The sequence below is a fragment of the Flavobacterium sp. genome, assembly GCF_044338735.1.
Lineage (GTDB): Bacteria > Bacteroidota > Bacteroidia > Flavobacteriales > Flavobacteriaceae > Flavobacterium.
The window spans coordinates 1-15,444 of the sequence record NZ_JBIIWV010000043.1 but is presented as its reverse complement, the minus strand read 5'-3'; the positions used below and the strand labels follow the sequence as shown (position 1 = coordinate 15,444).

17 protein-coding genes are annotated in these 15,444 nt (G+C 31.4%); 6 read left to right on the top strand and 11 right to left on the bottom strand.

Going from position 1 to position 15,444, the window contains the following annotated elements; genetic code table 11:
- Positions 1 to 76: 76 nt before the first annotated feature.
- The 5 genes from ACIQZC_RS04595 to recF all read right to left on the bottom strand — a co-directional run bounded on the left by ACIQZC_RS04595 (position 77) and on the right by recF (position 4,599).
- On the bottom strand, positions 77 to 640 hold the full coding sequence (locus ACIQZC_RS04595; RefSeq protein ID WP_396138066.1) for an RNA polymerase sigma factor: 564 nt from the start codon (positions 638 to 640) through the stop codon (positions 77 to 79).
- Positions 631 to 1,737, bottom strand: coding sequence for a glycosyltransferase (locus tag ACIQZC_RS04590; RefSeq protein WP_396138065.1), 1,107 nt, complete (start codon positions 1,735 to 1,737; stop codon positions 631 to 633). The genes ACIQZC_RS04595 and ACIQZC_RS04590 overlap by 10 nt, the downstream gene beginning before the upstream one ends.
- 61 nt (positions 1,738 to 1,798) lie before the next feature.
- Entirely contained in the window at positions 1,799 to 2,806 is a 1,008-nt protein-coding gene (gene murB, locus ACIQZC_RS04585) for a UDP-N-acetylmuramate dehydrogenase (RefSeq protein ID WP_396138064.1), read from the bottom strand.
- A 21-nt stretch (positions 2,807 to 2,827) separates the two neighbouring features.
- Entirely contained in the window at positions 2,828 to 3,517 is a 690-nt protein-coding gene (locus tag ACIQZC_RS04580; protein WP_396138063.1) for a thioredoxin domain-containing protein, read from the bottom strand.
- Between the two features lie 2 nt (positions 3,518 to 3,519).
- On the bottom strand, positions 3,520 to 4,599 hold the full coding sequence (gene recF, locus ACIQZC_RS04575) for a DNA replication/repair protein RecF (RefSeq protein ID WP_396138062.1): 1,080 nt from the start codon (positions 4,597 to 4,599) through the stop codon (positions 3,520 to 3,522).
- Positions 4,600 to 4,734: 135 nt separating this feature from the next.
- On the opposite strand from recF, the gene ACIQZC_RS04570 reads away from it, so the two are divergent.
- The 6 genes from ACIQZC_RS04570 to ACIQZC_RS04545 all read left to right on the top strand — a co-directional run bounded on the left by ACIQZC_RS04570 (position 4,735) and on the right by ACIQZC_RS04545 (position 10,684).
- A complete protein-coding gene (locus tag ACIQZC_RS04570) occupies positions 4,735 to 5,514 on the top strand; it encodes a tol-pal system YbgF family protein (RefSeq protein ID WP_396138061.1) in 780 nt (259 codons plus the stop codon).
- A gap of 1 nt (position 5,515) precedes the next feature.
- Positions 5,516 to 6,001: a 6,7-dimethyl-8-ribityllumazine synthase gene (ribH, locus tag ACIQZC_RS04565; protein ID WP_396138060.1), complete on the top strand. Its 486-nt coding sequence runs from the start codon at positions 5,516 to 5,518 to the stop codon at positions 5,999 to 6,001.
- 146 nt (positions 6,002 to 6,147) lie between these two features.
- Positions 6,148 to 8,001 (top strand): DNA mismatch repair endonuclease MutL, encoded by a 1,854-nt coding sequence (gene mutL / locus ACIQZC_RS04560; RefSeq protein ID WP_396138059.1) that lies wholly within the window; start codon positions 6,148 to 6,150, stop codon positions 7,999 to 8,001.
- Entirely contained in the window at positions 8,001 to 8,741 is a 741-nt protein-coding gene (locus ACIQZC_RS04555; RefSeq protein WP_396138067.1) for a rhomboid family intramembrane serine protease, read from the top strand. Before mutL ends, ACIQZC_RS04555 begins: the two co-directional genes overlap by 1 nt.
- Before the next feature lie 36 nt (positions 8,742 to 8,777).
- The gene (locus ACIQZC_RS04550) at positions 8,778 to 9,641 is read left to right on the top strand and encodes a rhomboid family intramembrane serine protease (RefSeq protein WP_396138058.1); all 864 of its coding nucleotides are present in this window, start codon (positions 8,778 to 8,780) and stop codon (positions 9,639 to 9,641) included.
- A 35-nt stretch (positions 9,642 to 9,676) separates the two neighbouring features.
- Positions 9,677 to 10,684, top strand: coding sequence for an endonuclease/exonuclease/phosphatase family protein (locus tag ACIQZC_RS04545; protein WP_396138057.1), 1,008 nt, complete (start codon positions 9,677 to 9,679; stop codon positions 10,682 to 10,684).
- Here ACIQZC_RS04545 and ACIQZC_RS04540 read toward each other — a convergent pair whose 3' ends face one another.
- The 6 genes from ACIQZC_RS04540 to ACIQZC_RS04515 all read right to left on the bottom strand — a co-directional run.
- Entirely contained in the window at positions 10,685 to 11,296 is a 612-nt protein-coding gene (locus ACIQZC_RS04540) for a WbqC family protein (RefSeq protein WP_396138056.1), read from the bottom strand.
- A complete protein-coding gene (gene lepB, locus ACIQZC_RS04535; protein ID WP_396138055.1) occupies positions 11,296 to 12,849 on the bottom strand; it encodes a signal peptidase I in 1,554 nt (517 codons plus the stop codon). Before lepB ends, ACIQZC_RS04540 begins: the two co-directional genes overlap by 1 nt.
- Positions 12,850 to 12,928: 79 nt before the next feature.
- Positions 12,929 to 13,639 carry a 4-hydroxy-tetrahydrodipicolinate reductase gene (gene dapB, locus ACIQZC_RS04530; RefSeq protein ID WP_396138054.1) on the bottom strand — a complete coding sequence of 237 codons (711 nt, stop codon included), beginning with the start codon at positions 13,637 to 13,639 and terminating at the stop codon, positions 12,929 to 12,931.
- Between the two features lie 44 nt (positions 13,640 to 13,683).
- Positions 13,684 to 14,238: a DUF5683 domain-containing protein gene (locus tag ACIQZC_RS04525; RefSeq protein ID WP_396138053.1), complete on the bottom strand. Its 555-nt coding sequence runs from the start codon at positions 14,236 to 14,238 to the stop codon at positions 13,684 to 13,686.
- Complete coding sequence (locus tag ACIQZC_RS04520; protein WP_396138052.1) at positions 14,238 to 15,137, bottom strand: ParB/RepB/Spo0J family partition protein; 900 nt, start codon at positions 15,135 to 15,137, stop codon at positions 14,238 to 14,240. The genes ACIQZC_RS04525 and ACIQZC_RS04520 overlap by 1 nt, the downstream gene beginning before the upstream one ends.
- 7 nt (positions 15,138 to 15,144) lie before the next feature.
- A partial coding sequence (locus tag ACIQZC_RS04515) for a ParA family protein (protein ID WP_396138051.1) occupies positions 15,145 to 15,444 on the bottom strand: 300 nt, incomplete at its 5' end.

The window sequence follows — 15,444 nt, the reverse complement described above, 5'->3', positions numbered from 1 at the left end:
TCAAATTTAGAATTTTGAAGTATGAATTTAGAAAAAATAAAAACTTTAGGAAAGTTTTAGGAATTGTAAAAGTGAATTACTTTCCAATGATTATCTCCGCCAACAATTTCTTAGCTCGAAGCAGTTTGATTTTGATGTTATTTAGCGGTTCATCAATTTGTTCGGCCATTTCTTGATAACTCATTTCTTGAAAATAACGCATTTGAATGACTTCCTGATAAGCGGGTTTTAATTGTTTGATGTATTGCAATAGTTGCGCTAAATTTTGTTCAATAATCAACTCGTCTTCGGCAGAATTTGAATCATCGGCAACATTATACGCTTGACGTTCATCTTCATCATTGATATCTATAAACAGCGATGATTTTTTCTTTCGAAGCAAGTCAATATGCACATTTTTAGCAATTGCTATGAGCCAGGTATTGAATCCGAATTCTGGGTTATAAGATGCAATTTTGTCAAATGCCTTAGCAAAAGTTTCTATGACAATATCTTCAGTATCGGTTTCGTTTTCAGTGCGTTTTAACATAAAGCCATAAACTTCGTTCCAAAAAAAATCCAACAAAAAAGTGAAGGCCACTTGGTCACCCTTTTTTGCCTTTTCTATATTTTTTTGAATGAGTACTGAGTTTACTTCCAATGGACGGGTTTTGTATAGATGTTTTTAATGAAAACGGTAATCTGTGTAAAAATAACAATTAATTCAATAATTGGATACCAATACATTACATCTTTTTCTTTCAACTTGGATGCAGCATATCCTAAAGTAATCCAAGTAAATAAATATCTAAAAGCAATAATACTTGTAATTATTATCCATTGGTATTGAAAAATCATTAAAAGAATGGCAAGTAAAAAAAAGCTTATTTGAGAAAACAGAAAGAATCCCAATTGAAATTGATCAAATCCTTTGTAAAATTTTGCAGTTGCAGCATTTATTTTTTTTTGATAAATCCAGGATTTAAAAGAAGTTTTAGCCTTTGAAAAAGTAAAACTTTCGGGCGAAAATAAAATTGCTGTGTTTGTATTCGATGCCGCTTGGTTAACAAACAAATCATCGTCGCCAGATCGAATTTTCATGTGATCCATGAATCCTCTAACGTTAAAAAATTCAGATTTTTTATAAGCTAAATTGCGACCCACGCCCATATATGGTTTTCCTATTTTTGCCCAAGAAAAATACTGAGTTACATTTAATACAGCATCAAAACGAATGATTTTGTTTAAAAACGAATTTTTAACTTTTTCATAAGCGCCATAGCCTAATATAATGGTTTTATCAATAGTAAATTGACTAGAAATTTGTAACAGCCAATCGTTTGAAACCGGATAACAATCAGCATCAGTAAATACTAAATATTCATTTTTTGCAGCTTTTATTCCTAGTGTTAATGCAAATTTTTTATTTCCCCAGAACGCTTCGTTATTTTGAACTTTAACCAGTTTTACATTGGCATATTGCTTTTCATAGGCTTCAAAAAGTTCTAATGTTTCGTCGCTAGAAGCATCATCAATCAGAACAATTTCATAGTCTGGATAATTTTGAGCAACAATCAAAGGAAAATAATTTTTTATATTTTCTTCTTCGTTTTTGGCACAAATAATGATAGAAATTGGAAGTTTTTTAGGTTGAATGGTTTGTTTTTTAGCAAATGAAAATTGGCCAAAAATAAAAACATAATACACCAATTGAATCAATGTAATCCCAATAAAAACAAGTAACAATATGAATAGCATAGAAAAAAATGTATCGGATTTAATAAAAAGCAAAGGTAAATAATAAAAAGAAATTGGGCAATTAAATAATATTTACTTCTGCTTCTATGGCAATACCAAATTGTTCTAAAATAGTTTGTTGAATATTTTGGGAAAGTGCTACAATTTCGGCACCCGTTGCGGTTCCATAATTTACTAAAACCAACGCTTGATTTTTGTGCACCCCCGCATCTCCAAAACGCTTGCCTTTAAACCCAGCTTGCTCAATTAGCCAGCCAGCAGGCACTTTTACATGAGTTTCAGAAACTACATAATGAGGCATTTCAGGATGAAGTGCTTTTGCTTTTTCATATATTTCATTAGAAACAATAGGGTTTTTAAAAAAACTTCCGCTGTTGCCTAATTCTTTTGGGTCGGGCAATTTGCTTTGACGAATGGCAATTACAGCATTGCTGACGTCTTTTAGCGAAGGATTTTTAATATTTTGATGCAATAATTCGGTTTCAATTGCGCCATAAGTTGTTGATACATTATGGTTTCTTTTGGATAATTTAAAATTTACCGAAGTAATGATATACTGATCTTTTAATTCGTTTTTAAAAACACTTTCCCGATATTCAAATTTGCATTGCGCATTAGTAAATGTTTCAATTGCTAATGTTTTTTTGTTAAGTGCTTCACAAGAAAACATTGTATCTTTAATTTCAACACCATAAGCGCCAATATTTTGGATGGGAGTTGTGCCAACATTTCCTGGTATTAACGATAAATTCTCAATTCCACCAAAGTTTTGATCAATGCACCAAAGCACAAATTCATGCCAATTTTCGCCAGCTTGAGCTTTTATAATTGCAAAATCATCATTTTCTTCAACGATTTCTCTGCCTTTTAAATTAATGTGAACTACTAACGTCGAAATATCTTGAGTTAACAACATGTTGCTTCCGCCACCTAAAATAAATATTTCCTTGTTATTTGAAAGGATATCTTTCAATTCTGAAATTGAATTTACCGACACAAATTGCTGGGCATTAGTATCAATTCCAAAAGTATTGTAATTTTTTAACGATTGATTCTGTATGATGTTCATGTGATTATTGTAAAAGGTAAATTATAGTGCTTTTCTTAATTCTTCTTCACTTACAAATTCATTTTTTCTGAAGGTTTCTTTGCCATTTTTGTAAACAAGGATAACCGGTAAACCCTGATAACCAAGCGCATTGAATAGCGATTTGTTATTATCAGCATCAATACGATGAATAGTAACTTTATCTGCTAATTCGGTATTCATTTTTTCTAAATAAGGAGCCATTTTTTTACATGGCGCACACCACTGAGCATAAAAATCTATAACAACTATTTTATCTGAAGTAAGTAATTTAGCGTATTCTTCTTGTGTCATTCCTGTCCAAGTTGTGTTTGACTGAGGATTTGCTTTACTCCAAGCTAGATAGCCATCATTTAATTCAATTACTTCTTTGAATCCTAATTCGATTAATTTAGCAGCTGCTTTTTTACTTCTTCCACCGCTTAGGCAATAAACAAAAATAGGTTTTGTTTTGTCTAATGAAGTTACTTGCGCATCGAAATCATTTCCATTCCAGTCAATGTTTTTAGCGTTATCAATATGTCCGCTATTAAATTCATCTGCCGTTCTAACATCTATAAGTTGTGCATTGTTTGTTTTTTCTAATGTAGCTTTAAATGCTGCTACATCTACACTTTTAAAATTTTGACTATTTGAGCAACTAATAGAAAATAAAATAATTATTGTTGCAATGATTGATTTTAAGTTTTTCATTTTTAAATATTAAATATTTTATACGATTGATGTGTTTCTTGAATAATAAGTTCAGTTCGTTCTGCATGCGTGTCCGAAATAAAAATTTGACCAAAAACGGCATCATTTACCATTCCAACTATTTTTTGAACACGTGTTTCATCCAGTTTATCAAAGATATCATCAAAAAGTAAAATAGGCAATTCACCGCTTTGTTTTTTCATAAATTCAAATTGGGCAAGTTTAAGCGCAATAAGAAATGATTTTTGCTGACCTTGTGAGCCAAATTTTTTAATTGGAAATCCATCAATTTCAAAAATTAAATCATCTTTATGAATTCCAGCGCTAGTATATTGAATAATTCGGTCTTTTTGTAAATTATCTTCTAAAAGTGAAAGTAAATCGCTTTCGAATAATTGACTTTCATATTTTAAGGCAACTTTTTCATTTCCTCCCGAAATATTAGCATGGTGTTTTTCAAAAATGGGAACAAATTCTGACAAAAATTGTTTTCTTTTTTCAAAGATTAGTTGTCCAGAACTGCTTAATTGCTCATTATAAATAGATAAGTTGTCTGCGTCAAATGTTTGATTAACTGCAAAATATTTCATCAAAGCATTTCGTTGAGCCAGTGTTTTTTGATACTGAATCAGTAATTGTAAATAGGAATTATCTAAAGTTGCAATAACACTATCAATAAATTTTCTTCGGGTTTCACTTCCTTCTACAATTAAATCAGCATCTGAAGGAGAAATTATGACCAAAGGAATTAATCCAAGATGATCCGAAAGTTTATCGTACACTTTTCCATTCCGTTTGATTGTTTTTTTCTGACCTTTTTTTAAACTACAAACAATTTTTTCTTCTTTATTGTTTTTTTCAAGTAAAGCATCAATTACAAAATACTCTTCGCCGTGTTTTATATTTTGTATGGCTAACGGATTAAAGTAGCTCTTTCCATACGCTAAATGATAAATTGCATCTAAAATATTGGTTTTTCCAACACCATTCTTTCCTACAAAACAGTTTATTTTAGCATCAAAATCAAATTCAATTTGAGCTAAATTTTTATAATTAAGAAGTGATAATTGTTTCAAAAACACTATATTGCTACTTTAAATTAGGTCTAAAAATAAGACATTTTGCAAAAGTATATTGATTTTGTTAAAAATATCTACAAAAATGGTTTTTAATTTTAATAAAAATTATATTTTTGCACCTCATTAAATTTAATATAAATGGCAACATATAACAAAAGAGGTTACAAAGCACCAAAACCAGAAGAAGCTAAAGTTGGTAATGATTTTGAAGACGTAGTAGATGTAAGTGATAGTACTACAGCTGAGGTTTTTAATAAATTAGATGAAACGGCTTCAAGAACTGAAGACTGGGTTGCTAAAAACCAGAAAGTAATTTTAACGTTTGTAGGTGTAATTGCAATTGCAACTTTAGGTTATGTTTTGTACAATAAATTTATTGTTGAGCCAAAAGAAGAAAAAGCAACTAACGAAATTTATCAATCGCAACAATATTTTCAACAAGCGGTTGATGCTACTACAAAACCAGACTCATTGTATAATTTAGCGCTTAAAGGCGGTGAAGGAAAATTAGGATTTGTTGGTATTGCAGAAGAATATGCTGGAACCGATGCAGGAAACCTAGCTAATTATTATGCAGGTATGTCATATTTAAATATTGGTGATTATAAAAAAGCCATTTCTTATTTAGAAAATTTTAAATCAGAAGATGCTATTTTAAAACCTTTGTCTATTGGAGCTATTGGTGACGCTTTATCTGAAACTAATAAAATTGATGATGCAATTTCACATTACAAAAAAGCGGCTGAAGCAGCAGAAAATGATTTTACAACCCCACGCTTTTTATTTAAAGCAGCTCAGTTGTTAGTCGTTTCTGGTAAAAAAGCAGAAGCTAATAAATTGTTTGTTGAAATTAAAGAGAAATATGAAACTTCTAAAGAAGGAATGAATATTGATGCATATATTGCGATGACTGAATAGTATGGCAACAGAAAATAAAAATTTATCTAATTACGATAAAAACACAATCCCAAGCGCGAAAGATTTTCGGTTTGGGATTGTTGTTTCAGAATGGAATGATCAAGTAACCGAAGGATTGTATAACGGTGTATTTTCTGCTTTGACAGATTGTAGCGCTTTACCTGAAAATATAATTCGATGGAATGTACCAGGAAGTTTTGAATTAATTTTTGGTGCTAGACAAATGCATGAAAAATTAGAATTAGATGCCGTAATCGTTATTGGTTGCGTCATTAAAGGCGAAACCATGCATTTTGATTTTGTTTGCGAAGGTGTAACACAAGGCATGAAAGATTTAAATTTACTTTATGATGTGCCCACTATTTTTTGTGTATTAACCGATAACAACATACAACAATCTATTGATAGAAGTGGAGGAAAGCACGGAAATAAAGGTATAGAAGCTGCGATTGCTGCGATAAAAATGGCAGATTTGAATAGAAAGTAATTTTTAGTTGCAACAGCTTAAAACTATAGATGTACTACCTTAAAGCTCTTCTGTTTTCTAAAATTTTATTTTAACTTTTAAGAATACTATTTCCAGTATAAAAATTCATAAATTTGTAACATAACTTAATAATAATCCTCAGATTAATGGCTGCAAGTATTATTCAACTATTACCTGATCATGTTGCAAATCAAATTGCTGCCGGGGAGGTTGTTCAACGTCCTGCTTCTGTAGTTAAAGAACTATTAGAAAATGCCGTTGATGCAAAAGCTTCAGACATTAAATTAATTGTAAAAGAAGCGGGTAAAACATTAGTGCAAGTCATTGACAATGGTTTGGGTATGAACACAACCGATTCAAGAATGTGTTTTGAGCGCCACGCAACATCGAAAATTCGCCAAGCCGAAGATTTATTTGATTTGCATACCAAAGGGTTTCGGGGTGAAGCTTTGGCATCTATTGCTGCTATTGCTCACGTAGAAATGAAAACCAAACAAGATCAGGAAGAATTAGGGAATCATATTGTTGTTGAAGGAAGTAAATTAATCAACCAAGATGTGGCGGTTTTGCCTAAAGGAACTTCTTTTGCCGTAAAAAACTTATTTTTTAATATTCCTGCGCGTCGTAATTTCCTAAAATCGGAAACAGTTGAATTTCGCCATGTGATGGATGAATTTCAGCGAGTAGCATTAGCTCATCCTTCGATTTCATTTACCTTAATTCATAATGGAAGTGAGTTGTATAATTTGCCGAGTTCAAATATTCGTCAAAGAATTGTTGCTATTTTTAGCGGAAAAACTAATGAAAAATTAGTACCCGTTTCAGAAGATACCGAACTGGTTAAGATAACTGGATTCGTTGGAAAACCAGAATATGCAAAAAAGAGTAGAGGCGAACAGTTTTTCTTTGTGAACGATAGATATATCAAAAGTGCTTATCTACATCATGCCATCATGAATGCTTATGAAGGTTTATTGAAAGAAGGAAATCAGCCTAGTTATTTCTTGTATTTGCATGTTCCTCCTCACACAATTGACATTAATATTCATCCTACCAAAACCGAAATTAAATTTGACGACGAACATTCGTTATACGCTATTTTGCGTTCGGCTGTAAAACACAGTTTAGGACAGTTTAATGTGGCTCCAATTTTAGATTTTGAGCGCGATTCAAATTTAGATACTCCATACCAATATAAAGATAAAGAAGCCGATTTTCCTACTATTCAAGTAAATTCTGGGTTTAATCCTTTTGTAACTGAAAAACCTTCTAAATCACTTTCATCCTTTGGAAGTTATAAAAAGGAAACAACTCAATCAAATTGGGAAAGTTTATACGTGGGCTTGAAACAAGATGCTGAAGAAATTAGTTCTTTGTCTTTTGAAAGCGAAGAGGTTACGGGAAAATTATTTGACGAAAACGCTGTGGAAACGAGTACGAATTCAACCTATCAAATTCACAAAAAATATATTGTAAGTACTATCAAATCGGGAATGCTTGTTATTAATCAAAAAAGAGCCCACCAACGTATTTTGTACGAACAATTTTTAACTAATATTACGATTCAAAAAGCACCTAGCCAACAATTGTTATTTCCATTGGAATTATATTTTTCTTCAGATGAAATGCAATTATTAAGTGAATTACGACTCACTTTAGAAAACACCGGTTTTGTTTTTGACGCCTTTAATTCAGATGCCATTCAAATTTCGGGATTGCCCGTTTTAATGGCGGAAAGTGAAGTTTCAATTGTTTTGGAAGAATTAATTAGTAACTTACAAAATGAAGTTCCAGAAAGTAGTTTTTCGCAAAGTGATACTATTGCAAAATCAATGGCAAAAAGTTTAGCAGTTAAAACAGGAACTTATTTGACTAAAAAGGAACAAGAAAATTTGGTAAATTCGTTGTTTGCATGTAAAGAACCCAATGTCTCTCCGTTTCAAAAACCCACCTTTATTACCTTAACGGTAGAAGATTTAGATAAAAGATTTGCACTATGATGAATAACATGACCGATACTGTAAAGCAGTTATTGATTTTAAATATATTATTTTTTATTGGCGCTCAATTTGTGCCGCAAGCCACTGATTTATTAGCTTTACATTATTTTGAAAGTGATAAGTTCAAATTGTGGCAACCTATATCGCACATGTTCATGCATGGTGGTTTGATGCATATTTTCTTTAATATGTTTGCTTTGGTATCCTTTGGGAGTGCTTTGGAGCATTTTTGGGGACCAAAGAAGTTTTTATTCTTTTATTTTACTTGCGGATTAGGTGCAGCTTTAATTCATTCAGGGATTAATTATTATCATTTTCATGATGGATTAAATACACTTGTTTTAAATGGTTTTAAAGAAACTGAAATTTTGAATTTAATTAATGAAGGTAAATTCATGACTTCTTGGCAAGCAGTTTTAGCTCCAGATACGTTTGAAAATATGATTGGAGCTTTAACTCCAACTGTTGGTGCTTCAGGGGCTATTTATGGTTTATTAGTTGCTTTTGCTTTTATGTTTCCTAATGCAGAATTAGCTTTGATGTTCATTCCGGTTCCAATTAAAGCGAAGTATTTTGTACCTGGAATTGTACTTTTAGATTTATTTTCAGGAGTAACAGGTTATAGTATTTTTGGAGGTGGTATTGCCCATTTTGCTCACGTCGGTGGAGCATTATTTGGTTTTATAATGATGTGGTATTGGAAGAAAAATCAGTTCAATCAAAATCGTTGGGATAGATAGTTTAATTAGAAAATAGAATAAGAGTAAAGATAAAAGATGAATATTTTAGACGATTTAAAACTGCAATACAAAACAGGAGGCATGGTACAAAAGTTAATCTTTTGGAACATAGGTCTTTTTGTGGTGTTTTCTCTTTTAGAGGTTGTTTTGAAGTTTTCTAATATTACGTTTACTTATTTTGATTTTGTCGCCCTTTCTTCAAATACGACCGAATTTTTAGCAAAACCATGGACGCTTGTTACGTTTAGTTTTTTTCATGCAGGAATCTTTCATTTGATTTTTAATTTGTTGGTTTTGCATTTTTCAGGAAGATTGTTTAATACCTATTTTACTGATAAACAATTGTTTGGCGTCTATCTTTTAGGAGGAATTTTTTCAGGATTGACTTTTGTTTTACTCTATTTTTTATTAGGAAAAACCTCTTTATTAGTCGGTGCAAGTGGAGCCATTATGGCACTATTAATCGCTTCGGCAACTTATGCGCCTTTTATGTTATTACGAATACCTTTAATCGGAATTGTGAAATTATGGCATGTAGCTTTTGTTATACTTTTAGTAGATTTAATTCAGCTACCCCTTGAAAATATGGGCGGACATTTAGCACATCTTGGTGGTGCTTTTTTCGGCTTTATCTATATTAAACTTTTACAATCGGGAATAGATCTTACAAAGCCTATTTCTTCTTGCATTGACGGTATAGTATCGTTTTTACAACCTAAAAAGAAAACTCCTTTTAAAAAAGTACACCGCAATACAACAAAAAAAAGTGTACATTCGTATAGTCAGAACAAAGACATCACTCAAAAACAGATTGACGAAATTTTAGATAAAATTAGTAAATCGGGGTATGATAGTTTGACTAAAGAAGAAAAAGAATTTTTGTTTAAAGCAGGAAAATAAGTAAAATGCAAAAGCAAAGTCGGTGGTCTAAAATAATGTTTTATTTAAATATAGCCCTTTCTATAGCTACTTTTGTTGCTTATACGTTACCTTTTTTAGCACCTAAAGCATTTCCATTTCTAAGTGTGTTAACGCTTATTTTACCCTTTTTCTTAATGGTAAATTTTGTATTTTTTCTGTATTGGTTATTGCAGTTTAAAAGACAAATGTTGCTCTCTGGAGTGTTATTATTACTTGGAATTTCATTTTTAAATAGATTTTATAAATTTTCAGAAGTTAATCTTCCTGAAGATCCTTCCGATTTTAAGTTGATGAGTTACAATGTTCGTTTATTCAATTTATACGAATGGTTGCCTAATGATGATGTTCCTTTTCAGATCTCAAATTTATTATTGGATGAGCAACCCGATATTTTATGTTTGCAAGATTATTTGCCAAATGATGATGTAAATGTGAATATGTTTAAATATAAGTTGATTAAATTAGAAGGCGATCGACTCAAATTTGGACAAGCTATTTATTCAAAATTTAAAATAGTAAATTCGGGTGAAATTGCATTTCCTAATTCGTTCAATAGTGTCATTTATGCTGATATTCTCAAAGAAAAAGATACTTTACGTGTGTATAGTATGCACCTAGAATCTATTAAAATTAGTGCAGATATCAATCAGGAAATGGACGAAAAGCGATCTAAATTCATCTTTAATAACATTAGCAAAGCATTTAGTCAACAACAAAATCAATCTGAATTAATTAAAGAGCATTATTTGTCGTGTCATCATCCAAAAATTATTTGTGGCGATATGAATAACAGTGCTTTTTCATACGTTTACCGAACTATTAAAGGCGAATTGAAAGATGCTTTTGAAGAAGCAGGTTCTGGATTTGGAAAGTCCTATAATTACAAATATTATCCAGCTCGAATTGATTATATTTTTGTGGAACAAAACATAGAAGTCAAACAATTTTCTTCCTTAGATTACTTTATTCAGAGCGATCACTTTCCACAACTCGCACGTCTTAAAATTAATGCTCCAGAATAATTATAATTCCTGATTTCTTAAATAATCTACGGCATATCTACCTTCGTTAAACAATAGATCTAAAATGCTCAAATTGCTTAGAAATCCGTGTTTATCTCCAAATACTTGAGTGTATTCTTCAATTTGTGTGCCGTCTTTTTTACCGTTTACTAATGATCTAAAATCGATATACTCTGTAACATCATGAAAATATTCGGTAGTTTTTTGGGCATCAATTTTAATACCTAATGATGAATTTACTAATTCAAATAGCTCCAAATTCAAATCCATCAAAAACTCTTGTTTCTTTTCGAATAGAGGACGAAAATCATCTTCAAAATATTCAAAGAAAGGCGAAGTTCTATAGGCTGCTTCTAATGATTTGAAATGATTTTTTTGCCAACCGAAGTCGTTTTCAATACGAACGTCCTTATATTTTTGATGCTTATCGATACTATGTTTTATGGGAACATTTAATAATTGAATGCCATTTGGACTATAAATATACATTCTGTTTCTATTGGTTTGCTTTTGAAAATTGTCTTCCATTTCAAAAGTAACCGAATCAGCCTGAATCATTGCAATATAATGACTAATTGAAGGAAAATAGGTGGGATGTATAAGAATGTTCATTAAGCTTCTTCCTTCTTCTTTTTCTTGTTTCTAAAATAATCAAAAGCAAAATATCCAGCTAACGCAAATAAGAAATATTTAAAATAGGATTGAGGTTGTCCTGTTCCGCTTACTGTGGTGAATAATCTATCCCAACGTATGCTCCAATTTTTAAGACCATCGTTGATTCCATCAATACTCATCCAAATAAATATTGGTTTTCCTACAATATGATCTGCAGGTACAAAACCCCAAAAGCGCGAATCTAATGAGTTATGACGATTGTCTCCCATCATCCAATAATAATCCTGTTTAAAGGTGTAAGATGTTGCAATTTGTCCATTAATTTTAATTTCATTACCATTGATCTTTAAATCGTTTCCTTCATATTCGCCAATAACTTTTTTATAAAAAGGGATTGTTTCACTATTCAATACTACTGTTTTTCCAGCTTCAGGTATGTAAATTGGGCCTAAATTATCTACGTTCCAATTTTTTGTACCAGGAAAAATTGAGGTATCAGTACCTTTGTGTATAATACGTTCAACTTTAGTAATTCCAGGGATATTTTTAATACGTTCAACAGATTCAAGAGGTAAAGCACTAAATAAAAGTGTGTCATTAGCTATTTGTCCGAATGCATCTGTAATATGAAGTTCTTCCTTGATATAGTCTAAGTTTACTTGTGTTTTTCCATCCCAAGCTGCTTTATAGGAATATTGCGGTTTAGCTCTTTCAGGAAGTATCGATTCTTTTCCATTAATATAAACAACACCGTTTTTAATTTCAATTTTATCGCCAGGAATTGCGGTACAGCGTTTTACATAATTCGTTTTTTTATCAATTGGCTTGTCGTATCGTTTATCTGCTGCTTTGTACATGTGGTATAAAGTATCTGCTGGCCAGTTAAAAACCACAATATCATTACGTTCTATTTTTTGCAAAGCTGGAAATCTAAAATAAGGTAGTTGCGGTGTAGCGGTATAGGATTTTACTTTTACAAACGGTAAAGTATCATGAACCATTGGTGCTGCAATAGGAGTCATAGGTGTTCTTGCACCATAATGAAATTTACTTACAAATAAGAAATCGCCCACCAATAACGATTTTTCTAAGGAAGAAGTAGGAATGGTAAACGGTTGAATGAAATAAGTGTGCACTAAGGTAGCCACTACAATTGCAAAAGACAAAGACCCTAAAGTGTCCATTGTTTTGTTAGGGGCTTTTAAATCACGCTTTTCATGATAAGTTACTTCTTGTGTATAATTTACATAGGCAATGTAAAGACCTAAGGTAAATACCCCTAAAAGCATATCCATTGTTGATTTTTTGCCAAATGTTCGTAAGGTTTCAATCCAAATAATTGGAAACAAAAACAAATTGATAACGGGTATGAATAGCAATAGTATCCAATATTTTGGACGATTAATCATTTGCATAAACACAATTCCGTTATAAACTGGAACAAATGCTTCCCATGCTTTTCTATTTGCTTTTACATATAATTTCCAAGTTCCAATTCCGTGAAGAATTTGAACAAATAAGATTAAAAGTAACCAACCTGATATTTCCATAATTTTATTTTGCTGTAAGCTGTAAGCAAAATGCTTTAAGCTTTGTTTATTTATAATTCTATTTCTTGTTGCCTAAAGCCTATAGCTTAGAGCCGTTAAAAAGAACATCTTTCATTGTAAAAGTTCCTTTTTTTCCCACAAGCCATTCGGCAGCAATTACAGCTCCTAAAGCAAAGCCTTCTCTGCTGTGAGCGGTATGTTTGATTTCAATTTGATCGACTTCGCTATCATAAAAAATGCTATGTGTTCCAGGAACATTTTCAATACGTTTTGCGTCGATGTGTATTTCATTGCTAATTGGTGTTTCTAACGTCCAATTTGCATAGTTTGTGTTTTTGATAACTCCTTCCGCCAATGTTATTGCAGTACCACTTGGTGCATCTAATTTTTGTGTATGATGAATCTCCTCCATTGAAACGTTATATTGTTTCAAATTTGCCATCATTTTTGCTAAATATTCATTCAATTCAAAAAACACATTTACACCCAAACTAAAATTGGAACCATAAATAAAACTCCCATTCTTTTCTTCACACAATTGAACCATTTTCGGATAGTTTGTTAACCAACCCGTTGTGCCTGAAATTACAGGAATTCCATTATTTAAACATTCCGAAATATTAGCGACCGCACTATCTGGAACACTAAAATCAATAGCTACATCAGCATTTTTTAATCCGTCAAATGAACTGTCTTGGTCTTTTTTTAATACAATTTCATGACCGCGTTCTAAAGCTATCCTTTCGATAACTTTTCCCATTTTTCCGTAACCTAAAAGTGCTATTTTCATGATTTATTAGTTGGCTTTTAAAGAAATTGTTACTTAATTATTTGTTAAAAATTATAAGTAAGTGTCAAACCATAATTGTATTTATAATCGATTTCATTTTGGTTCAAATCGGGTTTTACCGATAAATTATCATTAACGTTAAATTGCATTAAGTGCGCATCAACATTAGCATCAATAATATTAAAAATGTATATTCCTGCGGTAATTAATGCTGATAAATCTCTATTTCTTTGGTGAAATTTTTGACCGCGAATAACCCAATCGTCACTTTTTTCTCCATAAATTGGATGATTTGGATCTGCAGTTCCAGCTAAGCGTCTTTTGTATTCGTCTCTATAATTATGATATTTTCCTTGGTTCCAAGTATAAGAATAAAGACCAATTCCTAATCCAAGATAAACAATGGGTATTTTCCAATATTTTTTATTGTATGCTTGTCCTAAACCAGGAAATATGGCAGAATAAAAAGCTGCTTTTGCAGGGGCATTTGGGTTAATAACGGTTCTTGTTGTGTCAGCCGCACGCAAGGCTATTTCTTTTTGAGCATTTGCATGAAAGTGAAACAATAAAAAAAATAATATGTATTGAAGTCCTTTCACTAGGAGTTTATTAATTTTAAAATGCGGTTAAAGTCTTCTTCAGAATGAAAAGGAATCGATATTTTACCCTTTCCGTTTCCAGCTACTTTTACATCAACTTTAGTTCCAAAATAATTTGAAAAAACTTTTTTCTCAGCCTCTTTTATTTCAAAAGAATTTGACTTTGTTGATTTGGCTGCTTTTGGTTTTAAGCTTTCTTGATAGTTTTTTACTAAAGCTTCAGTTTCTCTAACTGAAAGATTTTGAGTAACTACTTTATGATAAATGTCACTTTGAACATCTTGATTATCAATATTTATTAACGCTCTACCGTGTCCCATAGAAATAAAACCATCTCGCATTCCTGTTTGAATGATTGGGTCTAATTTCAATAAACGTAAATAATTGGTAATAGTTGAACGTTGTTTACCTACACGCTCACTCAATTCTTCTTGCGTTAACTTAATTTCCTCAATAAGACGTTGGTATGAAATGGCTACCTCAATTGGATCTAAGTCATGACGTTGAATATTTTCAACCAAAGCCATAACCAAGGATTCATTATCATTTGCCAAACGAATATAAGATGGAATTGTTTTTAATCCAATTAATTTTGAAGCACGTAAACGTCGTTCTCCTGAAATTAATTGGTATTTATTAAAATCTAATTTTCTTACTGTAATGGGTTGAATTACGCCTAATTCTTTAATCGATTTTGCTAATTCTTGTAACGTATCTTCGTTGAAATTGGTTCGAGGTTGAAACGGATTAATTTCAATAGATTCAATATCTAATTCAATAATATTTCCAACTAATTTATCAGCATTTTTATCCGCAACCGACTTAATATCGTTGTCTGGATCTTTTAGTAAAGCCGATAAACCTCTTCCTAAGGCTTGTTTTTTTACCGCTTTTGTCATTTTTCTATTATTGATTTTTTTTAATGATTTCTTCTGCCAAGTTTAAGTAATTTGATGCTCCTTTACTTGTTGCATCATAATTAATAATACTTTCTCCAAAACTTGGTGCTTCACTTAATTTGATATTTCTTTGAATTATTGTTTCAAAAACCATATCGTTAAAATGCTTTTGTACCTCCTCAACAACTTGATTTGATAATCGTAAACGCGAATCGAACATAGTTAATAATAATCCTTCAATATCTAAACTTGGATTATGAATTTTTTGTACACTTTTTATAGTATTAAGTAATTTTCCTAATCCTTC